Origin of the sequence: Dysosmobacter sp. Marseille-Q4140, assembly GCA_018228705.1 — a bacterium.
Taxonomy (GTDB): Bacteria; Bacillota; Clostridia; order Oscillospirales; family Oscillospiraceae; genus Oscillibacter.
The window spans coordinates 55,543-80,187 of record CP073694.1; the positions used below are offsets into that span (position 1 = coordinate 55,543).

21 protein-coding genes and 1 other RNA gene are annotated in these 24,645 nt (G+C 64.3%); 10 read left to right on the plus strand and 12 right to left on the minus strand.

Annotated features, from left to right (window positions below):
* Positions 1–24: 24 nt before the first annotated feature.
* Together KFE19_00230 and KFE19_00235 are read left to right on the plus strand one after the other, a co-directional pair.
* A complete protein-coding gene (locus KFE19_00230; protein QUO37992.1) occupies positions 25–1,002 on the plus strand; it encodes a helix-turn-helix transcriptional regulator in 978 nt (325 codons plus the stop codon).
* A gap of 18 nt (positions 1,003–1,020) precedes the next feature.
* On the plus strand, positions 1,021–1,188 hold the full coding sequence (locus KFE19_00235; protein ID QUO37993.1) for a hypothetical protein: 168 nt from the start codon (positions 1,021–1,023) through the stop codon (positions 1,186–1,188).
* A gap of 488 nt (positions 1,189–1,676) precedes the next feature.
* Here the strand turns inward: KFE19_00235 and rnpB are convergent.
* Positions 1,677–2,289, minus strand: an RNA gene (rnpB, locus tag KFE19_00240) — RNase P RNA component class A.
* A 135-nt stretch (positions 2,290–2,424) separates the two neighbouring features.
* On the opposite strand from rnpB, the gene KFE19_00245 reads away from it, so the two are divergent.
* From KFE19_00245 to KFE19_00260, 4 genes are all read left to right on the plus strand, one after another.
* Positions 2,425–3,795, plus strand: a complete 1,371-nt coding sequence (locus KFE19_00245) for a UDP-N-acetylmuramoyl-L-alanine--D-glutamate ligase (protein QUO37994.1) — start codon at positions 2,425–2,427, stop codon at positions 3,793–3,795.
* Positions 3,796–3,855: 60 nt separating this feature from the next.
* A complete protein-coding gene (yunB, locus tag KFE19_00250; GenBank protein ID QUO37995.1) occupies positions 3,856–4,560 on the plus strand; it encodes a sporulation protein YunB in 705 nt (234 codons plus the stop codon).
* A gap of 61 nt (positions 4,561–4,621) precedes the next feature.
* Positions 4,622–6,661 (plus strand): NAD-dependent DNA ligase LigA, encoded by a 2,040-nt coding sequence (gene ligA, locus KFE19_00255; GenBank protein QUO37996.1) that lies wholly within the window; start codon positions 4,622–4,624, stop codon positions 6,659–6,661.
* 284 nt (positions 6,662–6,945) lie between these two features.
* Positions 6,946–7,203 carry a hypothetical protein gene (locus KFE19_00260; protein QUO37997.1) on the plus strand — a complete coding sequence of 86 codons (258 nt, stop codon included), beginning with the start codon at positions 6,946–6,948 and terminating at the stop codon, positions 7,201–7,203.
* Positions 7,204–7,362: 159 nt separating this feature from the next.
* Here the strand turns inward: KFE19_00260 and KFE19_00265 are convergent, their stop codons facing one another.
* Together KFE19_00265 and KFE19_00270 are read right to left on the minus strand one after the other, a co-directional pair.
* Positions 7,363–7,959: a manganese catalase family protein gene (locus tag KFE19_00265; GenBank protein ID QUO37998.1), complete on the minus strand. Its 597-nt coding sequence runs from the start codon at positions 7,957–7,959 to the stop codon at positions 7,363–7,365.
* Positions 7,959–8,426 carry a spore coat protein CotJB gene (locus KFE19_00270; protein QUO37999.1) on the minus strand — a complete coding sequence of 156 codons (468 nt, stop codon included), beginning with the start codon at positions 8,424–8,426 and terminating at the stop codon, positions 7,959–7,961. The genes KFE19_00265 and KFE19_00270 overlap by 1 nt, the downstream gene beginning before the upstream one ends.
* Positions 8,427–8,598: 172 nt before the next feature.
* Here KFE19_00270 and KFE19_00275 point away from each other — a divergent pair, with 172 nt between their 5' ends.
* The 3 genes from KFE19_00275 (at position 8,599) to KFE19_00285 (ending at position 12,464) form a co-directional block, all read left to right on the plus strand.
* Positions 8,599–9,315, plus strand: a complete 717-nt coding sequence (locus KFE19_00275) for an N-acetylmuramoyl-L-alanine amidase (GenBank protein QUO38000.1) — start codon at positions 8,599–8,601, stop codon at positions 9,313–9,315.
* Between the two features lie 217 nt (positions 9,316–9,532).
* Positions 9,533–10,909: a DNA repair protein RadA gene (radA, locus tag KFE19_00280; protein QUO38001.1), complete on the plus strand. Its 1,377-nt coding sequence runs from the start codon at positions 9,533–9,535 to the stop codon at positions 10,907–10,909.
* 544 nt (positions 10,910–11,453) lie between these two features.
* Positions 11,454–12,464, plus strand: coding sequence for a tyrosine recombinase XerC (locus KFE19_00285; GenBank protein QUO38002.1), 1,011 nt, complete (start codon positions 11,454–11,456; stop codon positions 12,462–12,464).
* A 269-nt stretch (positions 12,465–12,733) separates the two neighbouring features.
* Here KFE19_00285 and KFE19_00290 read toward each other — a convergent pair whose 3' ends face one another.
* The 7 genes from KFE19_00290 to ruvC all read right to left on the minus strand — a co-directional run bounded on the left by KFE19_00290 (position 12,734) and on the right by ruvC (position 17,625).
* Positions 12,734–13,015, minus strand: coding sequence for a zinc-ribbon domain containing protein (locus tag KFE19_00290; GenBank protein ID QUO38003.1), 282 nt, complete (start codon positions 13,013–13,015; stop codon positions 12,734–12,736).
* A 39-nt stretch (positions 13,016–13,054) separates the two neighbouring features.
* Complete coding sequence (locus KFE19_00295; protein QUO38004.1) at positions 13,055–13,696, minus strand: sigma-70 family RNA polymerase sigma factor; 642 nt, start codon at positions 13,694–13,696, stop codon at positions 13,055–13,057.
* Positions 13,697–13,762: 66 nt separating this feature from the next.
* Complete coding sequence (locus tag KFE19_00300) at positions 13,763–15,118, minus strand: phosphoglucosamine mutase (protein QUO38005.1); 1,356 nt, start codon at positions 15,116–15,118, stop codon at positions 13,763–13,765.
* A 57-nt stretch (positions 15,119–15,175) separates the two neighbouring features.
* On the minus strand, positions 15,176–16,234 hold the full coding sequence (gene ruvB, locus KFE19_00305; GenBank protein QUO38006.1) for a Holliday junction branch migration DNA helicase RuvB: 1,059 nt from the start codon (positions 16,232–16,234) through the stop codon (positions 15,176–15,178).
* A 39-nt stretch (positions 16,235–16,273) separates the two neighbouring features.
* On the minus strand, positions 16,274–16,474 hold the full coding sequence (locus KFE19_00310; protein ID QUO38007.1) for a hypothetical protein: 201 nt from the start codon (positions 16,472–16,474) through the stop codon (positions 16,274–16,276).
* A gap of 23 nt (positions 16,475–16,497) precedes the next feature.
* On the minus strand, positions 16,498–17,106 hold the full coding sequence (gene ruvA, locus KFE19_00315) for a Holliday junction branch migration protein RuvA (protein QUO38008.1): 609 nt from the start codon (positions 17,104–17,106) through the stop codon (positions 16,498–16,500).
* A gap of 9 nt (positions 17,107–17,115) precedes the next feature.
* Positions 17,116–17,625, minus strand: a complete 510-nt coding sequence (ruvC, locus tag KFE19_00320; GenBank protein QUO38009.1) for a crossover junction endodeoxyribonuclease RuvC — start codon at positions 17,623–17,625, stop codon at positions 17,116–17,118.
* A 254-nt stretch (positions 17,626–17,879) separates the two neighbouring features.
* On the opposite strand from ruvC, the gene KFE19_00325 reads away from it, so the two are divergent.
* A complete protein-coding gene (locus KFE19_00325) occupies positions 17,880–22,136 on the plus strand; it encodes an EAL domain-containing protein (protein ID QUO38010.1) in 4,257 nt (1,418 codons plus the stop codon).
* A 62-nt stretch (positions 22,137–22,198) separates the two neighbouring features.
* Here KFE19_00325 and KFE19_00330 read toward each other — a convergent pair whose 3' ends face one another.
* Positions 22,199–23,557 carry a DUF4179 domain-containing protein gene (locus tag KFE19_00330; GenBank protein QUO38011.1) on the minus strand — a complete coding sequence of 453 codons (1,359 nt, stop codon included), beginning with the start codon at positions 23,555–23,557 and terminating at the stop codon, positions 22,199–22,201.
* On the minus strand, positions 23,554–24,027 hold the full coding sequence (locus KFE19_00335; GenBank protein QUO38012.1) for a sigma-70 family RNA polymerase sigma factor: 474 nt from the start codon (positions 24,025–24,027) through the stop codon (positions 23,554–23,556). Before KFE19_00335 ends, KFE19_00330 begins: the two co-directional genes overlap by 4 nt.
* Positions 24,028–24,645: the final 618 nt, after the last annotated feature.

Genomic DNA, 24,645 nt, shown 5'->3' on the forward strand with positions numbered 1-24,645 from the left:
ACTTTGGGGCAAGAGGTGATGCGCATGAACAAGGAGCGGCTGGGCGCCTTTATCGGAGACTGCCGCCGGGAGCTGGGACTGACCCAGCGGGAGCTGGCGGAGAAGGTCCATGTGACCGACAAGGCCGTCAGCAAATGGGAGCGGGGCCTGAGCTACCCGGATGTGACGCTGCTGGAGCCCCTGGCGGCGGCGCTGGAGCTGGGGGTGGAGGAACTGATGGCCTGCCGGAGGCAGGCCGTACCGGGCGGAGAGGAGGACCCTGTGAAGAATTTGCTGACCATTTCCAGTGACAGCCTCCGGCGGGAGCGGCGGCGGATCTGGAGCCGCGTGGGCGCGGTGCTGGCATTGCTGATCGCGGCGGGGCTGGTGATCGCCTGGAACGCCCTGTATGTATCCCAAGATCGCCTGGATGTGATCGAATTGAAGGAGACGGTGGAAGGCGTCAATTACATCTATGTGGAGGAAGACGGCCACCTGCTGAAACTGGAATGCGAAAATACCGTGGATCTGAACGATATTCAGACGGGAAAAGATGAATGGGGACATTCGCTGACCTATCAAATAACCTGCCGCTGGAATCGGCTGACTCGGGAGGGGACCGTGTCGGAACTCCAATCCACCGGCAATCTCTCCTGGGAAATCACAGAGTCCCGGATGGATGAGGGCGAGAGCCCCCTGTTTGGCTTTCCCATGGTGTATCGAAAGAGTGAACAGTTTTATCCCGATCCTTCTGGAAACGGCTATCTCTGCGACATCATCTGCTGGGTCTATACCAATCTGGCCCCCTTTGATTCTGAGGACATCCTGCGGGTGGAGGACTGCGTGTCCGCCGTCCCCTGGGACACCGACGACGACGGCGTCAATGAGCTGGTGGTCCGTACCCGATGGCCGGAGAAACCCTACACCGTCTACGACTATGTGGACGGCGAGTTCGTACAGACCTGGCCGGACACCGTACCGGAGGAGGTCCGGGAGAAACTGGTCCGAATCTGGGAGCAGTGATCCGAGAGGAGGCACCCCATGGAACAGATGAATCCCAGCGCTCCCTGGCGGATGTGGGTCTGCCCGGAGCGGAAGATCGTCTCCTTCCACCCGGAGGCCGGGTTCCGCCTGCTGGAGTTCCGCAGCCGGGAGCTGTTTTTGCGGTGCGTGGACCGCTACACCGGGGAGAAGTACCGGTATCAGTGACGTGGGCGCCCGCCGGGGGGTCTCCCGGAGGATCCCGCCCCCATGTTCTCTTTTTACAAAAAGAGAACCCTCCAGAGGGGCTTCTCTTGCCCCTTCGGGGCAATTCACCTTCCGGGCCGCGGGGCGGTCCAAAAGAGAAAAACGGAAGACAGACAGGCGGACCGTCCGGTCCGCCTGTCTGTGGTTACGGGGGTCGTGCGAATCGGCCTGTCCCGGACCGCGGCCCCGCCGTCCGTGCGCCTTCCACCGGCGGTCGAAGAGCTGCGCTCCCGCACAGCGGGGCTCAACGGGCTGCACATCGAAAGAAACAGCACCGGTTTTCGCTGCCGCTGGCCTGGCGATCATCGGAAGACGGGCAGGCCGCCGCAGGGGGCACGGAGTCTATCCCGGATCGGCCCCTCATCAGGCGCTGCGCGCCAGCTTCCCCCCGAGGGGAAGCCTTCATATGCGAAAAGGCCCCGGCTGCCGTTGCGCAGCCGGGGCCGTATCTTGCGAGGGAGACTGTAAGCCGGGTTCTGTATCTGACAGTCATCTATCTAGACGCGCCGTTGCCGGTGCGTTCAAGCCACCTCCTAAGGACGGCCGGGCCGGCCATCTGTCCTTTCCACGGTGTTGCTCCGGATAGAGTTTACAGCGACGGACACTCTCGAGCCGTCGGGTGCGCTCTTACCGCACCTTTCCACCCTTACCAGGGCGGCTGAGCCGCACTGGTAAGGGTGGAAAGGTGCCATCGGTCCCTGCGGGACCGCCCGCCTTCGGCGGGTTTGATCGAAATGGTGAAGAGGGACCCTTCGTCCCTCTTCACACAACACCCCTGCGCTGTCCCGCGCAGAGGCCGTTGCGCTGTTCGGCGGAAGGAGGGAGCCTTCGGCCTGCTCACCGCCTGCCCGGACCCCGCAGGACCCGGACGCCGCATTCCATCTCTGTTCACCTTTATTCCATTCTTGCCGGCACGGATCAGCCGCTCTGGCGGTATCTCTCTGTTGCACTTTTCCTGAAGTCGCCTTCGGCGGGCGTTACCCGTTATCCTTGCCCTGTGGAGCCCGGACTTTCCTCATGGACGGCCTTTCGGCCTGCCCACGCGACTGTCTGTCTTCCTCGCAAAGGCTATTGTAACCGACGGCGGGGAGAAAGTCAACGCGGAAAATCTCCGGCCCCGTTGTATTTTCCGCCTGTTTGTGGTATCATTTCCATCGTATAAGCCTCCGCTGCGCGGGGGATAAAAGGAGCGATTCCATGGATCTGGATACCTATATGAATTCCCTGCGGGGCAAGCGCGCCGCCGTGCTGGGCGTGGGCGTCAGCAACCGGCCCCTGATCGAGCTGCTCTCGGACCACGGCTGCGCCGTCACCGCCCGGGACAAAAAGACCGATCTGGGGGACTTCGGCGCGGAGCTGGCCGCCCGGGGCGTGGCGCTGAAGCTGGGGAAGGACTACCTGGCCGATCTCACCGAGGACGTGATCTTCCGGACCCCGGGCCTGCGGCCGGACCTGCCGCCCATCGCCGCCGCCGTGGAGCGGGGCAGCCGGCTGACCAGTGAGATGGAGGCCTTTTTCGACGTGTGCCCCTGTCCCATGATCGCCGTCACCGGCAGCGACGGCAAGACGACCACCACCACCATCATCTCCGAGCTGCTGCGCCGGGCCGGACGGACCGTCCACGTGGGCGGAAACATCGGCCACCCGCTGCTCAGCGAGGCCGCCGCCATGGCGCCCACGGACTGGGCGGTGCTGGAGCTGAGCTCCTTCCAGCTGATGACCATGAAAAAGAGCCCGGCCATCGCCGTGGTGACCAACCTCTCGCCCAACCACCTGGACGTCCACAAGGACTACGCCGAGTACATTGCTGCAAAGGAAAATATCTTTACACACCAGTCCGCCCGGGACCTGGCCGTGTTCAATGCCGACAACGCCGACACCGTCCGCTCCGCCGCCAAGGCCCCGGGGCGGGTGCGGTGGTTCTCCCGGCAAAAAGAGGTGGACGAGGGCGCGTTCCTCCGGGGCACCAGCGTGGTGGTCCGGGACGGCCGGGGCGAGCGGGTGGTGATGGACACCGCCGACATCAAATTGCCCGGCGTCCACAACGTGGAGAACTACCTGGCGGCCACCGCCGCCGTGGACGGTCTGGTGAGCGACGAGACCATCCGGGACTTCGCCCGGGAATTCGGCGGCGTGGAGCACCGGATCGAGCTGGTCCGGGAGCGCAATGGCGTCCGCTGGTACAACGACTCCATCGCCTCCAGCCCCAGCCGGACCATCGCGGGGCTGCGCAGCTTCCCGGAGAAGGTCATCCTCATCGCCGGGGGCAAGGACAAGGGCATCTCCTACGCGCCTCTGGGCCCGGAGGTCAACGAGCACGTGAAGCTGCTGATCCTCTGCGGCGCCACCGCCGGAGTGATCCGCGCCGCCGTGGAGCAGGCGGACAACTACGCCGGGCTGGAGATCCTGGAGGTAAGCGATTACCCTGCCGCCGTGGCCCTGGCGGACAGCCGCGCCAAAGCAGGGGACGTGGTGATCCTGTCCCCGGCCAGCACCTCCTTCGACCGCTTCGCCAACTTCATGGAGCGGGGTCGGGTGTTCAAGGACCTGGTGAACGCCCTGAAATAAGTTTCCGGCCTAGGGTCAACCCCTGCCCGCATAGGATGGCGGGAAGGGGGGCGATGTGCCATGGCTCTGGGATTTCACTACTACCGCCGCCGGCTGGCCCGGCTGCGGCTGGGGCGGCTGGCGGCGCTGACTGCCGTGGCGGCGGCCCTGACGGCGCTGGCCCTGGCGGCGGCGCAGATGAAGCCGCTGCTGACCTCTCTCGCCACCACCCGGGTGTCCAACGCCGTGACCCAGATCGTGACCCAGTCGGTGGACGAGGCCATCGCCTCCGGCGAGCTGGACTATGAGAACCTGGTGAACTTCGAGAAGGACAACGACGGAAAGATCACCGCCGTGCGCAGCAACATGGCGGCCTTCAACCTGCTCCAGTCCCACATCCTGCAGACGGTGCTGGAGCGGATCAACCAGGTGTCCGCCAAGGACCTGTCCATCCCCATCGGGAGCCTGACGGGCTCGGCGCTGCTGGCCGGCCGGGGGCCCCGGATCACCGTGCGGATGGAGTCCGTGGGGTCCTCTCAGGCCAGCTTTCAAAACGCCTTCACCTCCGCGGGCATCAACCAGACCAAGCACCAGATCATATTGACCATCGACGTGTACGTCAGCATCCTGCTGCCGGGCTTCACCACCGCCACCAAGGTCTCCAACTCCTTCATCGTGGCGGAGACGGTGATCGTGGGCTCGGTGCCGGACAGCTACACCTATTTCAGCACGGATCCGGACACCTACGAGGAGGATCTGAAGGACTACATCCTCAACGGCAACTAAAACGCAACGGCAGGGGGAGGGCCTGCGGCCCTCCCCCGCACCAAAGAAAGGCAGGTATCCCATGGACTACCGGGAGGAAATGAAACAGCTGCGGGACTTTCTGAACCAGCAGAGCTACCTATACTATGTACTGGACGCGCCGGTGATCCCGGACTACGAGTACGACCGGCTCAACCGCCGCCTGGAGGAATTGGAGGCAGAGCACCCGGAGGAGATCACGCCGGACTCTCCCACCCAGCGGGTGGGGGACAAGATCCTGGAGGGCTTTGAGACCTACGACCACCCGGTGCCCCTGGAGAGCCTCCAGGACGTGTTCAACGGCGACGAGGTGGCGGAGTTCTGCGGCCGCATGGCCGAGGCCCTGGGCGAGGCCGTGGCCTACTCCGTGGAGCCCAAGGTGGACGGCCTCTCCGTGGCATTGGAGTACCGGGACGGCGTGTTCGTCCGGGGCGCCACCCGGGGTGACGGCCGGGTGGGCGAGGACGTGACGGAGAACCTGAAAACCGTCCGCTCCATCCCCATGACGCTGCCGGACAAGCTCCCCCGGCTCATCGTCCGGGGGGAGGTCTACATGTCCCGGGCGGTGTTCGCCGAGCTCAACGCCCAGCGGGAGCTCCAGGGCAAGCCCCTGATGGCAAACCCCCGCAACGCCGCCGCCGGAAGTCTGCGGCAGCTGGACCCCAAGGTCTGCGCTGAGCGGAAGCTGGACATCCAGGTGTTCAACCTCCAGCTGGCGGAGGGAAAGACCTTCTCCTCCCACGCCGAGACTCTGGACTACATGGCCAGCCAGCACTTCAAGGTGATCCCCCACAAGACCCTCACCGGCACGGCGGCGGTCCAGGCGGAGATCGAGCGCATCAACGACGAGCGCATGGACTACCCCTTTGACATCGACGGCGCCGTGGTCAAGGTGGACCACCTGGCGGACCGGGAGCGGCTGGGCTCCACCGCCAAGTTCCCCAAGTGGGCCGTGGCCTTCAAGTACCCGCCGGAGAAGAAGTACTCCCGCGTCACCGACATCGTGGTCCAGGTGGGCCGCACCGGGGTCCTGACCCCCAAGGCGGTGCTGGAGCCGGTGCGCCTGGCGGGCACCACCGTCACCAACGCCACCCTCCACAACCAGGACTTCATCGCCGAGAAGGACATCCGCGTGGGAGACACGGTGCTGGTCCAGAAGGCCGGGGAGATCATCCCGGAGATCTTGGAGGTGGACCTCACGAAGCGGCCGGAGGGCACCGTGCCCTACGTGCTGCCGGACACCTGCCCGGTGTGCGGCGCGCCGGTGGTCCGGGACGAAGACGGCGCGGCGGCGCGCTGCACCGGCGCCGAGTGCCCGGCCCAGCTGCTGCGCAACCTCACCCACTTCGCCAGCCGCGGCGCCATGGACATCGACGGCTGCGGCCCCGCCGTGGTGCAGCAGCTGGTGGACGCGGGCCTGGTCCGCACGGCGGCGGACCTGTACACCCTCCACGCCGCGGATGTTGCCAAGCTGGACCGGCTGGGGGACAAGTCCGCGGAGAACCTGATCCGGGCCATCGAGAACTCCAAGGCCAACGATTTGAGCCGCCTGCTCTACGGCCTGGGCATCCGCCAGGTGGGGGAGAAGGCCGCCAAGGTCCTGGCGGCCCGGCTGGGCTCCATGGAGGCCCTGATGGCCGCCACGGAGGAGGAGCTGACCGCCATCCCCGACGTGGGCGCCATCACCGCCCGGTGCATCACGGAGTACTTCGCCGGGGCCCAGGCCAGGGACCTGATCGCCCGCCTGGCGGCGGCGGGGGTCAACATGACCTCCACGGCGGCGCCGGTGGGGGACCTGCTTACCGGGCGGACCTTCGTGCTGACCGGGGAGCTGACCGCCTTCTCCCGGAAGGAGGCGGGGGAGAAGCTGGAGGCCCTGGGCGCCAAGGTCTCCGGGTCCGTGTCCAAAAAGACTTTCTGCGTGGTGGCCGGCGAGGCCGCCGGGTCCAAGCTGCGCAAGGCTCAGGAGCTGGGCGTCCCCGTCATCGACGAGGCGGCCTTCCTGACCCTGATCGGAGAGGGGGAGGGGGATGCCGCCGCGGTGCTGGCATCCCTGGACCAGGCACAAACGCCCGCCCCCTGAGGTACGACCACTCCGCAAATCCCCGCAAACACGGTCCCGACTGCCGGACAGCTGATCGGCAGTCGGGACTGTTTTATATTGATTTTTTCTTGAAAAATCGATTACGTATTTTGATTTGTTACAAAATAATTACGCAAATTTGTACGGACCTCCAAAATTCCAGAGGAGGGTGGTGGGAAATCTTATTGACATCCTCCATAGACACGGACGGCTCCTTCATGATATACCATAACCGTAGCCGGAAACGGCTGCCAAATCAATTCCAGAAAGGATGTGTGTTTCCCGTGAGATTGCATTCTGAGGCTGACATCCAGGAGTTCCTGGACACCGTGGAGTCCTGCGAAGGCGACGTGTATCTGAAGAGCCCGGAGGGAGACATTTTTAATTTGAAATCTTCTCTCTCCCGCTACATCGCGGTGGGCCGTCTGATCCAGGAGGAGGGCGACAGCCTGGAGCTGTTCGCCTCCCGCCGGGAGGACCGGGCCCGTCTGATGCACCTGGTGGCGGATCTGTCCAGCGGTACCATTCCCGCCGTGTCCTGATCCCCCAAAGCGCCAACTCCGCAAGCCGCCCCCGGTGGGGCGGCAGCGCGTGAAGAGGATCGCCCGCCGTCCCTTTGGGGGGGCGGCGGACCGCGAGACGACAGACGCCCGCCGTTCCGAAAAGGAACGGCGGGCGTTTTTGCGCGCTCCGGGGGCCGCTCAGCGGTCGAAGGAGGGGTTCATATAGTAGACGTTCTTCTCGTCCAGTCTGTCCTTGGCCAGGCGCAGTCCCTCGCCGAAGCGCTGGAAGTGGACGATCTCCCGGGCCCGCAGGAACTTGATGGCGTCGCTGACGTCCGGGTCGTCGCTCATGCGCAGGATGTTGTCATAGGTAACCCGGGCCTTCTGCTCGGCGGCCAGATCCTCGGTCAGGTCCGCGATGGTGTCGCCCTTGACGGCCATGCCGGCGGCGTTCCAGGGGGAGCCGGAGGCGGCGGTGGGGTAGACCCCGGCGGTGTGGTCGATGAAGTAGGGGGCAAAGCCGGCAGCCTTGATCTGGTCCTCGGTGAGGTCCCTTGTCAGCTGGTGGACGATGGTGCCGATCATCTCCAGGTGGCCCAGCTCCTCGGTACCGATGTCGGTCAGGAGGCCCTTGAGCTCCGGGTAGGGCATGGAGTAGCGCTGGCTCAGATACCGCAGGGAAGCGCCCAGCTCCCCGTCGGGCCCGCCGTACTGGCTGATGATGAGGGCCGCCAGCTTGGGGTTGGTGTTCTTGATCTTCACCGGGTACTGCAATTTTTTCTCATAGACGAACATCAGGCATTGCCTCCTTCCTCCCAGGGCCACGGGTCTTTCAGCCAGGCGTAGCCCGCCTCCGGCGTCAGATCCGTCTGCAGCAGGGGTCCGTACATCTGCTGGTACTTTTCCCGGCCCTCCTTGGCCAGCTTGATATAGGACCAGTAGAGGTTCAGGGCCTCCTGGTCCTCCGCGTGGGTGGTGAGGTAGAGCCCCAGCTCGTCAATGGCAAAGTCCAGGGCCATCAGCTCCACCAGAGCGGTGTTGGCGAGCTTCGTCTTGGCCTGGATGGCCGCCTTGAAGGGCAGGTCCAGCCCCGGGAACAGCGTCCCGGTCTGGAGGGCCTCCATCCGGCTGTACCGGACGGGGTTTTCCTCCTGCATGGGGATATAGGGAAATGCCAGCGCGCCGCAGCAGCCGGGCAGCTGCCCCTGGCCGGGGCCGCAGGGCTGCGGAGCGGGCAGATCGGGCTTGTTGGGTTTTTCCATCCTTGGGATTCCTCCTTACGTTCACATGACGCGGGGAGCGTCCCCGCGCCCACTCCATCCTATGCAGCAGGGGAGGGAAGGGTACCTGCCCTTGATTTTGGACCCGGCGGCGGCTATAATGCGGTATATGGGATAAGCAGGTCCTCATAGGCTCCCACCGGGGGTGGGGACGATGATGATCGTACTGCATAAGCGCCATCTGTACCTGGCGGGGCTGTGCCTCTGCTTTCTGGCCGCGCTGGGTGCGGTGCTGTGGCAGGGCAGCGGCGCCTATACGGCGGCCTTTGCCGGCGGCACCGTAGCGCAGCGGCCCACGGTGGTGGTAGACGCCGGACACGGCGGGGAGGATGGCGGCGCCGTGGCCGCCGACGGCACGGTGGAGGCGGGGCTGAACCTGGCTGTCGCCCTGCGGGTCCGGGACCTGCTGGCCTTCACCGGGGTGGACACCGTCATGACCCGCGCCGGAGAGGACGCCATCTACGATCCCGGCTGTTCCACGCTGCGGGAGAAAAAGGTGTCGGACCTTCGCAACCGGGCGGCGCTGGTGGAAGCCACGGAAAACGCCGTGCTGCTGAGCATCCACCAGAACAGCCTGCCGTCCTCGCCGTCGACCCACGGGGCCCAGGTGTTCTTCAACGGCGCCGAGGGCGCGGCGCCCCTGGCGTCCGGCGTCCAGGAGGCGCTGAACCAGGCGGTCAATGAGGGGAAGGCCAAGAGCCCGGCGGCCATCGGCGCGTCGGTGTACCTGATGAAGAACATCACAGCCCCCGGCGTGCTGGTGGAGTGCGGCTTTCTCACCAACGAGGCCGAGGCGGCAAAGCTGAAAACGCCGGAGCACCAGCTGCGCCTGGCCGCCGCCATCACGGCGGGGCTGCTGAGCGCGGAGTAAAGGGCCGGCGTGCGCAGCGGCCGACACCCAAGGATTTCCCCCGGGAAAAGCGGCGCGCAGCGCGGCTGATGAGAGGGCGGCGTACGGAGGTCTGTCCCGAAGCGGGCCCCTCATCCGGCACCTTCGGGGCCGCCTTCCCCCAGGGGAAGGCTTTCAAAGGCCCAGCGGCCGCCCGGGGACAGGCCCGCCAGGCGCTCCGTTCTTTTTGGGAGGTATTATGAAGCAAAAAACGCTCTTTTACTGCACGTCCTGCGGCAATGAGACCGCCAAGTGGGCGGGGAAGTGCCCGGCCTGCGGGGCCTGGAACACCATCGTGGAGCAGCCGGAGCAGCCCCGGACGGCGGGAAAGACCCCGCCCTCCCGCTCCGCGGGAGGACCCAGGCGCCGGGCCTGCCCGGTGACGGAGCTGCGCACCGACGAGGAGATCCGCTTTCCCACGGGCATGGGGGAGCTGGACCGGGTCCTGGGCGGCGGCGCCGTCAAGGGCTCGCTGGTGCTGGTAGGCGGCGCCCCGGGCATCGGCAAATCCACGCTGATGCTCCAGATCTGCGACCAGCTGTGCAAGTCCTCCCGGGTGCTGTATGTATCCGGGGAGGAGTCCGAGCACCAGCTGAAATTGCGTGCTAAGCGATTACATGTGGACAGCCCCAACCTTCTGGTGCTGTCGGAGACCAGCCTGGGGGAGGTCCTGGAGGCGGTGACGGCGGAGGCACCGGAGGTGCTGATCGTGGACTCCATCCAGACCCTCTGGAACGAGGCCCTGGACTCTCCGGCGGGCAGCGTCAGCCAGGTAAAGGACTGCGCCATGGCGCTGATGCAGGTGGCCAAGGGCCGGGGCATCACGGTGTTCGTCATCGGCCACGTCAACAAGGAGGGCTCCATCGCGGGCCCCAAGGTGCTGGAGCACATGGTGGACTGCGTGCTGTACTTCGAGGGCGACCAGCACGCCGCCCACCGGATCCTCCGGGCCGCCAAGAACCGCTTCGGCGCCACCAACGAGATCGGCGTCTTTGAGATGCGGGACAGCGGCCTGGTGGAGGTGGAAAACCCCTCGGAGCTGCTGCTCTCGGGCCGTCCGGAGGATGCGCCGGGCACCTGCGTCACCTGTGTCATGGAGGGGGCCCGGCCGGTGCTGGCGGAGATCCAGGCCCTGGTGGTCAGCACCGCAGGCTCCAATCCCCGCCGCACCAGCAACGGCTTCGACTACAACCGCTTCGCCATGCTGCTGGCGGTGCTGGACAAGCGGGGGGGACTGAAAGTCTCCGCCTGCGACGCCTATCTCAACATCATCGGCGGATTGTGGCTGGACGAGCCCGCCGCGGACCTGGCGGCGGTGATCGCCCTGGCCTCCAGCTATCTGGACCGGCCCGTGCCCGGCGACCTGGTGGCCGTGGGAGAGGTGGGTCTCACCGGCGAACTGCGCAGCGTCAGCCATCTGGAGCAGCGGATCAGCGAGATCCACCGGCTGGGCTTCCGCCGGTGTGTGGTCCCGCGCCGCCGGACCGGGGCCCTGACGGCGCCGCCGGGTCTGGATCTGATTCCGGCCGGGAATATCGGTGAGGCGATCCGAGCGGCGCTGGGCGCGCGGGGATGAAGTGGACGCAGGCGCCGCCCAGGGACGGCACGCCCGCGGCGGCGGCGCTGTCCAACGTGCACACGCCGTCCTGCTGGTACACGCACTGGCTGGTACAGGGGATCAGGCTCATGAGCATCATCCGTTCTGAAAGAGATTATCCATAGCTTGGCCGGGCAGCGGCGGTTTTATGTCCGCGGAAAGCTGCAAGGGCACATCCGGACAACGCCGGGCGTCACAGCGGACCGCAGCGCGCAAAAACGCCGGACAGCGCAGGCCGCCCGGCGGCGCACCGGCAGATCTCCACGAGGAAAAGCAAACGCAAAATGTGTAAACCCCCGGACGAATGCCGCTCACAGCCGCGCTCCGTCCGGGGAGACGCTGAGAGAGGAGGTTTTGCGGGGATATTATAAATTGAACAAAATAAAAATTTTGTTCAATTTAGGGGAGGGCAAAACGGCTCGGGAGCCTCTTTGGGGCCTCCGGGACCCATCGGCCCCTTCCGGGCCCAGCGCCGGCCGGCTCAGGCCGCCGCGCCGCCTGGCGCATCTCCGCATACAGAGATATGATCGACTACCGCACCCAGGCGCCGCAGATCCTGCGGGATTTTTTGGCGTATCACGAGACCATCAAAGCCCACTCCAGGCGCACCGTGGACGAATACTTCCTGGACCTGCGGAATTTCTTCCGCTATCTCAAGCAGCAGCGCGATCCGTCCCTGGCGGGCCTGGCGCTGGACGAGATCGACATTATGGACGTGGATCTGGACTTTGTGGCCGCCGTGACGTTGACGGACATCTACGGCTACATGGCCTATCTCAGCCGGGACCGGGTCCTGCATCCAAACAGCGCCCGGTCTGACTACGGTCTGAACGCCGCGTCCCGGGCCCGGAAGATCGCCACGATCCGGTCGTTTTACAACTACCTGACCAACAAGATGCACCTACTTCGTGAAAATCCTGTCAAAGATATCGACTCTCCGAAATTGAAGAAAACATTGCCGAAATACCTGACTTTGGACGAAAGCATCCAGCTTTTGAGTTCTGTGGATGGCAAAAATCAGGAACGGGACTACTGTATCCTGACGCTGTTCCTCAACTGCGGCCTGCGGATCAGCGAGCTGGTGGGCCTCAACCGCCGGGACATCCAGGGCGACACCCTGCGGGTCCTGGGCAAGGGCAACAAGGTCCGCATCCTCTACCTCAACGACGCCTGCCAGGAGGCCCTGCGGCGGTATCTGGCGGTGCGGCGGCCCATCACCGGCCGGGATGCCGACGCACTGTTTCTCTCGTCCCAGAACGAGCGGGTCAGCCGGTCCACGGTCCACGCCATGGTGAAAAAGCGCCTGGCCGAGGCGGGCATCGACGCCTCGGAGTACTCGTCCCACAAGCTGCGCCACACCGCCGCCACGCTGATGCTGCAAAACGGCGTGGACGTCCGGGCGGTCCAGGAGGTCCTGGGCCACGACCATCTCAACACCACGGAGATCTACACCCACATCGACAGCGACGCCCTGCGGGTGGCGGCGAAGGCCAATCCCCTCTCAAAAGTCAAGCGCAAGGGAAATCAGACGTGACCGGCCCGGAGGGACGCCTCCCGGCCGGTCTCCCCTTTCACGGCCCCCTCCCCTTTCCCCCGCCGCCCGGCGGGGCGGTCTCCGAAAAGGCGCGACAGTCAGCGGTCCCTCATCCGGCCCCTGCGGAGCCACCGCTATGCCGTGCCGGTGCGGCGGGGTCACAGGGGCAGCAGCGGTCCCGGGACACCGGAGCTGAAAAGCGCAGAAAGACGCCGCCCGCATCATGCGGGCGGCGTCTTGTAGCATCATTTATAAAAACCGAATGGTCCTTATCTCTGCTGCTCTCTCATCTTGGCGAAGCACTCGCTGCAGTAGACCGGACGGTCAGACTTCGGCTCAAAGGGAACCTTGGCCTCGCCGCCGCAGGCAGCGCAAACAGCGGTGAAGTACTCCCGGGGACCGCGGGCAGCGTTCTTGCGGGCATCCCGGCAGGCCTTGCAGCGCTGGGGCTCGTTCTGGAAGCCGCGCTCAGCGTAGAACTCCTGCTCACCGGCGGTGAACACGAACTCCTGGCCGCACTCTTTGCACACTAAAGTCTTGTCTTCGTACATGTTTTTACCCTCTCTTTGAAAAGAAAAATATATATGCGCTCAGCTTCCGCTGAGATCGCCGGATTGAAGCTGCCGCGCCACCTTGCGTCGAATACGCTGCACGGCGTTGTCCACGGACTTTGGGGGCTTGCCTACCGTCTCGGCAATTTCCCTGCATGAAAGACCGTCCAAATAGTACCCCAAAATCTCTGCTTCAAACTCGGACAACTGTTTCCGGACACCGGCTAAGAGGGCTGCTGTGTGCTCCCTGTCGATCAGGAAATCCTCGGGATTGCGCTGCGCCAAATGACTGGTACCAGAGGTGTAGGAGTTGCTGTCAAGGAAGGGTGTATCCAGGGGAACCGACTGATTGAGCGGTGAATGCTTATCCCGCGCCGCGGCGCGGAGTACGGAATACAGCCGGTTGCGTATGCAGATTTCCGCGAACGTCCGGAACGAGGCCTCTTTGGCGGCGTCGTATTCCCGGACGGCTTTGATGAGACCCACCATCCCCTCCTGGGTCAGGTCCTCGCTGTCTCCGCCGATCAGAAAGAAGGGGCGGGCGCAGGTGCGGACCAGCCGGTTATACCGGGCCACCAGGACCTCCTCAGCCTCCCGATTTCCAGAGGCTGCCAGAGCGCACAGGGCTTCATCGCTGTGCCGGTCCAGAGGCAGATGGGTTTGCTCTTGTGAGTTACGCATATGCCATTATACGCATCAATCTCTCGAAATGTCAAGCGAATTATTAAAATTGCCGGGGACTTTTTCTCACAGGTCCTGTGATTTTATGAAATCTGCCAAGCGGTCTGCCACTTCCTGGGCGGTGTTTGTGGACTTGGCCTCCACCATGACCCGGATCAGTGCCTCGGTTCCGGAGGGGCGCACCAGCACCCGGCCGGTCTCGCCCAGGGCCTCCTCTTCCCGCTTCACCGCCGCGGCCAGCTCCGCGGAGGCCATGATCTTCTCCTTGACGCCGCCGCTGTGGGGCACCGCCACGTTCACCAGCACCTGGGGGTACACGGCGCAGACCGACGCCAGCTCGCTGGCGCTCTTGCCGGACCGGGCGAGGACCTGGAGGAACTGGAGGGCCGTCACCTCGCCGTCGCCGGTGGTCTCCACGTCGGTGAAGATGGTGTGGCCGGACTGCTCGCCGCCGATGCGGAAGTCCTTCTCCAGCATCTTCTCCAGCACGTTCCGGTCGCCCACGTCGGTGCAGATGAGGTCGATGCCGCTGTTCCGGCAGAACTCGTGGAGCCCCAGGTTGCTCATGACCGTGGCCACCAGGGTGTTGCCCCGGAGCTTTCCCCGGCGCTTCATGTCCAGCGCGCACACCGCCAGGACCTTGTCGCCGTCGATGACGCCGCCCCTCTCGTCCACCAGCAGGCACCGGTCGGCGTCGCCGTCGAAGGCCACACCGATGTCGTAGCCGCCGGAGACCACCTGGGCGGACAGGTCCTCCAGGTGGGTGGAGCCGCAGCGGCTGTTGATGTTGACGCCGTCGGGCTGGGTGTGGATGAAGTCCGTATGGGCCTTGAACCGGCCGAACAGCTCCGGCGCCGTGGCGCTGGCGGCACCGTTGGCGCAGTCGCACAGGATCTTCAGACCCGAGAGGTCCGACTCGATGGTGGAGGCCACGAAGTCGATGTAGTCCCGCTTCATCTGGCGCATGCCGTGGTGGCGGCGGCCGATCTTTTCCCGGGTCCGGTGCTTCATGGGCGCATCGGAGAGGATCTTGGCCTCGATCCGGGCCTCCAGGGCGTCGGAGAGCTTGTAGCCCTGGCCGCTGAACACCTTGATGCCGTTGTGCTCATAGGGGTTGTGGCTGGCGGAGATGACGATGCCCGCGTCGGCCTTCTCCTGCATGGTCAGATACGCCACCGCCGGGGTGGGGATGGTGCCCACCGGCATCACATCGCCGCCCAGGTCGCAGATGCCCGCCATCAGGGCGGACTCCAGCATGTCGGAGGAGATGCGGGTGTCCTTGCCGATGACCACCAGGGGCCGCCGGCCCGTCTCCTCCTCCAGCACGGAGGCGATGGCCTGCCCGGTGCGGAAGGCCAGATCGGCGGTCAGGTTCTCCCCCACCACGCCGCGGATGCCGTCGGTTCCAAATAACTTGCCCATATCCAAATTACCTCGTTACGTTCAGATTTTTCAAAATTCGGCGCGGAAACGGCGCCTTTACAGCGTCAGCTGGTCCATGGGCTCCGCCGCCGCGCCGCCGGGCACCGGCAGGTGCAGGTGCCGGTAGGCCTTCTGGGTGACGCAGCGGCCCCGGGGCGTCCGGGTCAGGAAGCCCAGCTGCATCAGGTACGGCTCGTACACGTCCTCCAGCGTCACGGACTCCTCGCCGATGGTGGCGGCCAGGGTCTCCAGGCCCACGGGGCCGCCGCCGTAGTTTTCGATGATGGCGCTCAGCATCCGCCGGTCGATGGGGTCCAGGCCCAGGTGGTCGATCTCCAGGGCGCACAGGGCCTGGTCCGCCACCTCCTTGGTGATGACGCCGCCGGCCTTCACCTGGGCGAAGTCCCGCACCCGCCGCAGCATCCGGTTGGCGATGCGGGGCGTGCCCCGGCTGCGCCGGGCGATCTCATAGGCACCCTCCGGCTCGATGTCCACGTTCAAGATCCCCGCGGACCGGGTGACGATCCGGGAGAGCTCCTCCGGCGTGTACAGCTCCAGCCGCAGCGTCACGCCGAACCGGTCCCGCAGGGGCGCGGACAGCTGCCCGGCCCGGGTGGTGGCGCCGATCAGGGTGAATTTCGGCAGGTCCAGCCGGATGGAGTTGGCGCTGGGGCCCTTGCCCACGATGATGTCCAGGGCGTAATCCTCCATGGCGGGGTACAAAATCTCCTCCACGGAGCGGTTGAGCCGGTGGATCTCATCCACGAAGAGGATGTCGCCCTCCCCCAGGTTGGTGAGGAGCGCCGCCAGGTCCCCGGGCTTTTCGATGGCGGGGCCGGAGGTGATGCGGATGCCCACCCCCATCTCCTGGGCGATGATGCCGGCCAGGGTGGTCTTGCCCAGGCCCGGAGGGCCGTGGAGCAGCACGTGATCCAGCGCCTCCTCCCGCTGGCGGGCGGCGGCGATGAACACGGACAGGTTCTCCTTGGCCTTCTCCTGGCCGATGTACTCCTTTAAGGTCTTGGGCCGCAGGGAGCCCTCCTGGGCGTCCTCCTGCAGAAAGGTCTTGGCCACGATGGGTTCTTCATAGATGTCATTGCCGAAATCGATGCTCAAATCGTCACTTCCTTTTGTGAGGGATCGAAAACTGCATGTTTACAGCGTAAAGAGGCAATAGATCAGCAGGATCACGCAGATCAGCTCGCCGGTAAAAAGCCCGGCAAAGGCCCGGAAGCAGTCATGTGCCTCCTGCTGTTCCCTGGCCGACAGGTCCACAAGCCGTTCCTGCTGCTTCAGCTCTGCCCAGCGCATTCCTTTGAAAATCGCAGGAATGCCAAAACCGAGTATGAAGGCCATCAGAGTGAAATATCCAAACACATTTATTTCACCATCTTCTTCAAACTCTGGCGGATGATCTCCTCCAGAGGCAGGTTCTCCACGTCCACGCCCTTGAGGGCCAGGCTCACCTCCGTACTGGAGTAGCCCAGGACCGCCAGGGCCTGAGCGGCCTCTGTGGCCTTTGATGTAAAGGCAGATACATTCACAGTATTTCCGCCGCCGGAGAAGTCCAGGCCCGTGGCGGCGGACTCCTTGGCCAGTTTGTCCTTCAGCTCCAGGATGATCCGCTGGGCGATCTTCTTGCCGATGCCCGGCGCCGCGGTCAGGGCCTTCTCGTCCCCGGTGATGATGGCCATGGCCAGGGCGTCCGGCGTGCCGGTGGAGAGGATGGCCAGGGCCGCCTTGGGCCCCACGCCGGAGACGCCGATCAGCAGCCGGAAGCTGCCCAGTTCCGCCTGGGTGGCGAAGCCGTAGAGCTCGAAGATGCCCTCTCCCACATTCAGATAGGTGTACAGCTTTCCCCGCTGGCCCTTTTTCAGCCGGGAGAGGGTGTAGTTGGTGGTCTTGCAGGCATAGCCCACGCCGCCGCAGTCGATCACCGCCAGATAGGGCGCGATCTCCGCCACGGTGCCGTCCAGATAGTAAAACATGGTGTCCTCCTAAATGGTCTCCTTCACATCCCCGTTTTTCGGGAGCCGTGAAGTGAAACTCCTTGCGTGGCACAGGGCCAGGGCAAGGGCGTCGGCGGCGTCGTCCGGCCGGGGCACGGCCCGCAGGTGCAGCAGCCGCTTCGTCATATCCATGACCTGGCGCTTGTCCGCTTTGCCGTAGCCGGTCACCGCCAGCTTCACCTGGCCCGGCGTGTACTCGTACAGGGGCACGCCGCACCGCTCCGCCGCGCAGAGGATGACCCCCCGGCCGTGGGCCACGGCGATGCCGGTGGTGAGGTTGGTGTTGAAGAACAGCTCCTCAATGGCCATCACGTCGGGCCGGAGTTTCCCGATCAGCTCCTCCATGTCCCGGTCGATCTGGTAGAGGCGCCGGGAGAGGGGCAGCCCCGCGGGCGTGGTGACGGCGCCGTAGGTGACCATCCGCGCCTGCCCCCGCTCCGCCTCCACCAGGCCGAAGCCGATGGTGGCGATGCCGGGGTCGATGCCCAGGATGCGCATAGGGTCCCTCCTTCCGCCGCTGTGTTTCCAAAATAATAGTATAGCAAATCCAATGGGGTTTCGCAACCGGAAAGCGGTAAATCACCTCACCATACAGGCGCCTGCCGGCATCCACCATTTGTGTCCCCCGAGTTCATTGACGAAAGAGGCCAAAAGTGGTATAATTCGCTAAAAATATTCAGGAATTTTCTGCTTTTTTTAGACAGCTGTCGCTATCCGACAAAAAGCGGAAAACTTTAAAGGAGCCATGCGGCATGAATATGGAAATGGAGAAGAGCGATCAGGCCATCGCCTTGTTCCGCAATATCCTCAATTTGCTCGGCGCCAGCTCGGAGGAGTACTTCTTCCTGTGGGACGTCATCAGCAAGCGCGTCTACTTCTCGGAAAACGTCCGGTCCAAGTACGCGCTTTTGGAAAAGGGCAACTTCTGCTCCTTTGACGAGTGGAGCAGCCTGGTGTATCCCCGGGATCTGTCCGCGCTTTTGCAGGACCTCAAGGAGGTCCAGGAGGGTAAAAAGGATACCCATGAGATGGACTATCGGGTGAGCACCCGCTCCGGCGAGACCGTCTGGATCCACTGCCGCGGTCGCTGCTATCGGGACGAAAGCGGCGTGCCGCTGTGGATGGTGGGCCGGATTTCCGACGCGGTGCCCGCCCAGCTGACGGATCAGCTCACCGGCGCATTCAATCTGGACATGCTGCGGAAGGATCTGGACAGTCTGCTGTCCGACGGTGCGGACGGCTATCTGCTGCTGACCGGTGTGGATGGACTGAAATCCATCAACCTGAAAAACGGCCGCTCCAGCGGAGACCGTCTGCTCAAGCAGGTGGTCCAGTCCATGGAGGAGGCCACCGACGGAGAGCGCCGGATCTACCGGACCAACGGAGACTGCTTTGCCGTGCTGTTCCCCGGCGGGGAGCAGGCGGATGTGGAAGGTGCCTTCGACCAGATCCGCAGGCGCCTGAGCGGCCGATGCACCCTCTCCGGCGGCGCCGTTCCCTTCCGCACCTATCTGGTGCCGGACGCCGGGACGCTGTACCAGTACGCGGAAAACGCCCTGGACCGGGCCAAGGCCCAGGGAAAGAACACCCTCTGGTTCTTCTCTGCCGAGGACTATGAAAAGGACCTGGCCGCTCTGGAGCTGCGCGAGGAGCTGGAGGACGCCATCGAGCAGGATTTTGCCGGCTTCTCCCTGTTCTATCAGCCGCAGGTGGCCTCCGGCACATACCAGCTCTGCGGAGCGGAGGCACTGCTTCGGTTTCGCTCTCCCCGCCGGGGCGACGTGTCTCCGGTGGAGTTCATCCCCATCCTGGAGGACAGCCGCCTGATCTGCTCCGTGGGGCTTTGGGTGCTGCGCTCTGCTCTGGAGCAATGCCGGCAGTGGCGCCGCATTGTCCCGGATTTTTCCATCAGCGTCAATATGTCCTATACCCAGCTGTGCGAGGCGGACATCGCCGACCGCGTGCTGGAGGTCCTGCGGGAGAGCGGCCTGCCTGGCAGCGCCCTGATCGTGGAGGTCACGGAGGACAAGCAGCTTCTGGACTACCCTGCCCTCAACGAGATCTTCCGCTTGTGGAAGCTCTCCGGCATCCAGATCTCTGTGGACGATTTCGGCACCGGCTACTCCAGCCTGGGCCGTCTCCAGGCCATGGATGTGGACGAGGTCAAGATCGACCGCAGCTTCGTCAGCGGCATTCAGCGCAGCGTGTACAACTACCGTCTGCTGGGCAACATGATCGAACTGGCGGACGCCAGTTCCATCCGGGTGTGCTGCGAGGGCGTGGAGACGCCGGAGGAGCTGGCGGCGCTGGAGGAGCTCCATCCCCGGCTGCTCCAGGGGTTTTTATTCTCCCGTCCCCTGCCGCCGGAGCAGTTCGAGGAGCTGTATTTCCGGCCGGACAGCGACGCCTGCCGTCAGCGTCAGACCCGGGAACAGTCCCTGCGGCAGCCTCTGGCCGTGGCGGAGACCTGTGCCGACGAATTCCGGGAGGACGAGCTGGTCAAGTCCATCCTGGCCGCGGAGAACGACATCTTCTACATCAGCGACCTGGAGACCTGTGAACTGTACTATCTCAACCCCGCCGGGCAAAAGCTCTTCGGCACCCGGGTCTACCGGGGCAAAAAGTGTTACAAGGTCCTCCACGGGCGGGACGAGCCTTGTCCCTTCTGCACCAACAAGGTCTTGAAGCCCGACGACTTCTTCATCTGGGAGCAGGAGAACGAATACTGCGGACGCCGCTTCATCCTCAAGGATAAGATCCTCACCTTCCGCGGCAAGCAGATGCGGCTGGAGGTGATGCTGGACGTCACCAAGCATGAGATCATCAGCGAGAATCTGCGCCAGCGGCTGCGTTTTGCGGAAAAGGTGGTGGATTATACCGCCATTCTTTCCCGCTATCCTGATTACAGCCAGGCGGTGAATCATGTGCTGGCCTCCGTGGGTGAGTTCTATCAGGCGGACCGGGCCTATCTCTTCGAGCCGGACAAGCAGAACGAGGGGTACTGGAACAACACCTTTGAGTGGTGCCGGGAAGGAGTGGAGCCCCAGGCCCAGAACCTCCAGATGGTCCCGCCGACGTCTCTTGCCCGCTGGATGGATCACTTCCGCGTGAACCGTTCTGTCAGGATCTACAATTTGGACACCCTGCGGGAGACCAACCGTCAGGAGTGGTCCGATCTGAGCCAGCAGGACATCACCCGCCTGATCGCGGTTCCCCTGCGCATGGATGACCGGATCATCGGCTTTCTGGGGGTGGACAACCCCCGCTACTCCATTCATGACGACTCCCAGATCCGGGTCCTCTCCTATTTCCTGGTCAACCGTATCCGTCAGGACTGGAACGAGACCCGCCTGCGCATGCTGCTGCGTTCGGACTACCGGAATATCCTGGGCAACGTCGGCGTGGGACTGTGGATCATCCTGCTGGACAAGGATCCCGGCGCCGGACAGATGCTGGTGGACGATACCATGCGCCAGATCTTGGGCCAGACGGAGCCGCTCTCCCCGGAGGAGTGCTATCAGTTCTGGTACAGCCGCATCAACGACGGCTACTATCACTATGTCAATCAGTCCCTGGACAGCATGATCAAAAGCCGGCAGGTCGTTCAGCTGGAATATACCTGGAACCATCCCCTGCTGGGCGAGGTGGTGGTCCGCTGCACCGGCGTCCGCACCGCCGACCGTCACGGGAAGATCTGCCTGGAGGGTTATCACCGCATCCTCAGCGGCATCCAGCAGACCCAGTTCCTGCCGGATGTGCATAACCGGGAGATCTTCGAGTACAACGATCTGAACCGGACCATCTTCTTCCATACGGACCGGTCCTTGCTGTATGGTGAAAATATTCATGAATCCGGCTTCCCCCAGTGCTGGCTGGACCAGGAGATCGTCCACCCCCACTTTGTCGAGACCTTCCGCAACACCTTTTCCCGGGTGCGGCTGAAAGCGGACTCGGAGCTGCCGGAGGTCCTGCTCAAATCCAAGAGCGGTACCTATGAGTGGTTCCGTCTGACGCTTCGGCATCTGGGACAGGATCAGCAGGACCGGGATACCGTGGTGGCGGTGGTGGAACCCACCGGAATGGAGCGGGTCCGGGAGCTGGAAAATATGCGGGTCCGCCGGTTCTATCAGGTGCTGCTGTCGGAGGCCATCGCCTATGCGGAGGTGGACCTGGAGAGCGGACAGCTCAAATCCATCGGCGGCCTGTGGAGCGGCTACGAGCAGGACTACCGCCGCAATAATCGGCATTTCTTCTCGGTACTGGAGCAGCGGCTTGCGCACTATCTGACTGAAAAGGACATGGAGGAATTCCGCCTCTATCGGAACAAGCGATACTGCGAGGAGCTGTTTGAAAAGCAGGTATCCAGCCGCGCCTTCTCCTACCGCCGCCCTGTGGGCCAGCAGATGCGCTGGGTAGAGCTGGTGATCCACATTTTCCGGGAGGATGTGACCCAGAACGTCTACGCGCTGATCTACCTGCGGGATATCAACAGCGAAAAGGAAAAGGAAGTCTCTCAGGAGATGGCCGCCAGCCGGGATCCTCTGACCGGCCTTTACAACCGGGCTGCTTTTGAGCGGGAGCTGTGCCAATACGTGCAGTCTGCGGACACCTCCCCCTGCGGCACGCTGCTGATGCTGGATATCGACAACTTCAAGCAGACCAACGACCAGCTGGGACATCTGGAGGGCGACAAGGCCCTGCAGCGGATGGCAGGCATCCTCACCGCCACCTTCCGTCACGAAGACATCATCGGCCGTCTGGGCGGCGATGAGTTTCTGGTATTTGCCAAAGGCCTGTGCGACTATGACAGTATCTCCCGCCGGGTGGAGCTGCTGCTCAGGACCCTGCGCAGCGACAAGGAACTGCCGCTGTACAGCAGCGTGGGGATCACCCTCGTCCGGTCGGAAAACTTCCGCTACACCCGCTGTATCAAGGAGGCGGATATTGCTCTGTACAGGAGCAAGAACGCCGGAAAGGACGGCTTCAGCTTTTACGAGCCGCTGGAATGACTTTATCATAGGCAAAGAGGAGCCGCCTCCCCAATGGGGAGGCGGCTCCTTTGCATGCAGGCTCACTTGATGAGGATGCTCACCGGGGTCTCCAGCGCTGAGGCGTGAGAGTAATAGGCTTCCAGCCAGACCTCATCCTCCCGGTAGCCGGGCAGAGGCAGCGTCAAAAAGCCGTCCTGGTCATCGTCGGAGACCGTCATGCCCATCTGCCCCATCTCCCATGCCGTTCCCTCCGCGTCATAGAAGGTCATGGCAAAGGGGCTGCTCATCAGGGCGCCGTCCAGCCGGAAGTCCAGCAGCCAGCCGTCCGGCCGCAGCTGGGCAGAGGTCAGCTCCACCCCCTCCGGCAGCCAGGGCGCCGTTCCCTGCGCCAGGTCCACGTATACCCGCTGGCGGTCCTTGTCCAGCCACCTGGCTCCGGTGATGTGGACCGTCAGGTGGTCGCTGCCGCTGAACCAGCTGCTCTCCAGGCGGTAGGACACCATGGCGGGGCTGTCTGTGTCGCCGCTGGCGGTGATGCCGCTGGAGACCGCGTCGAACCGCTCCCCGTCCTCGTTTTCCAGGTAGAAGTCCAGCCCCTTGAGCCAGGCGGTGTTGGCCTCGTCCCCCACCACGTTGATCCGGACGTGGGTGGGATATACCTCCGCCTCCGTCAGGGTGAAGGTCTGGCCGTCCAGCTCAAAGGCCCGGTCCACGGGGATCCGCTCCCCCTTGGCGGTGAACTGGGGATCGAAAGTCAGGTCGAAGGTGAATTCCGCCAGGATCTCCGCCTCCCCCTCTGGGGCCGGAGAGAGCAGCTCGTCCTCGTAGGCCCGGTCCGGTGCGGCGGGGGTCTCCTCCCCTTCCGCCCGCTCGCCGGTAACGGCGAAGGTCATGGTGAACCCATCCGGCACATCCCCGTCCACGTAGTCCAGGGAGAAGCGCAGCAGCGTCCCCGGCGCCCGGCGGAAGTCGGACCCCAGGATGCCGCACTTCTGGACGGGGAAGAACTCAGGCATCTCGGCGGAGAGGCTCTCGTATCCCTCTCCCTCCAGGGTGAAGAAAATGTTCACCTGCTTCTGGTCCACGATGACGTGCTGAACGGTGGCGGTGATGCCGTTTTCGGTCCGGGAGAGGCCGATGGGCTGGACGTACTCGTTCTCTACAGCGGCAGACAGACTGGGCGACCAGGACACCGCCTGGGCCAGGTCCCGCAGCAGCGGGATGCGCCCGCAGGCGGCCGCAAAGGGTGGGAACAGATTGACCAGCAGCACAAACGCTGTGAAACAGACCGCCAGACTGCCCAGAGGGATTCCCAGGAGCCGCCGCTTTCTCTGTGAAGTTTGATTCCTTGCCAGCGCCCTCTGCACCGTATATTCCAGGGCTGGAGGGGTCTGCTCCAGCTCCGCCAGCAGGGCCGTGTACTCCGCGTTTCGGTTCATGGTCTGTCCTCCTCTCCCAGTTCCAGCCGCAGCAGTGCCAGGGCCCGGCGCTGCCGGGTGGCCACGGTCCCCTGGGGGATGCCCAGGGCGGCTGCCGTCTCGGCCTGTGTGTATCCGCTGAAGTAGCGAAGGATCACCACGGTCCGCAGCTGCTCCGGCAGACGGCCCACGGCCTCCTTCAGGGGCAGTGCATCGTAATCGTCGGGCCCGGCGGTGTCCGGCAGGGCCTCCTCTCCGGCCAGGCGGGTGCGGCGGCGCAGCTCCCGGTGGCAGGTGTTGATGAGGATGCGGGTGAGCCAGGTGTCGAAATGCTCCGGCTCCCGGAGCTTTTTCAGGGCCCGCAGAGCCTGGTACACCGCCTCGTCCACGGCCTCCAGGGCGTCGGCCTCGCCGCCCAGATACAGATAGGCGGTGCGGTAAAGCCGCTGCCGCAGGGCCTCCACCCGGGCGGCGAATTCCATCTGATCCATGGGCGATCCTCCTTTCTTGCTCTTTGTACCCATTAGAGCCGCGGGCAACGGCGTTTGTTTTCCGGGAGAGAGATTTTTTTGCGGCGCCGCCGGGGGGCGGTCTTTTGCTTCTTGGCCCTCCCTGCCGGACAGACCGGGATCAGCCTTCTCCTCTGACGGAAATGTCTCTTTAGGCCCTCACAGGAGAGCCTTCCTCCCCTTGGAGGAAGGTGGACGGCGCGCACGCTGGGGTGGATGAGGGGGCCGGGGGCGGTGGCGTATCGTGAGCGCTGCCATTGCCCGGCGGGAGGCCGCGGGATACCCGCAGAGGATCCGCCCCCATTTTCTTTTGTCTTGACAAAAGAAAACGGCCGCGGCCGGTCAAAAGAAAACCGCCGGGGCGGCAAAATGCCCCGGCTGGGGCGTTTTGTCGGAATACGGGGGTCGTGCGAAGCGGTCCGGCGGGCGTCGATGGCCCCGTCGACCCTGCGCCTTACCCTGGCGGGCGAAGAGCCTGGTCCCCGCATAACGACTGCGGCGGAGGGACGGGGTGAAAAATCGCACTTGCCTCTGCTCCTCTTTCCGCGCGTTCCGCTTTGCTACGCGCTGGCCCGGCGGTCCCGCCGGCCTTGCTCTTTC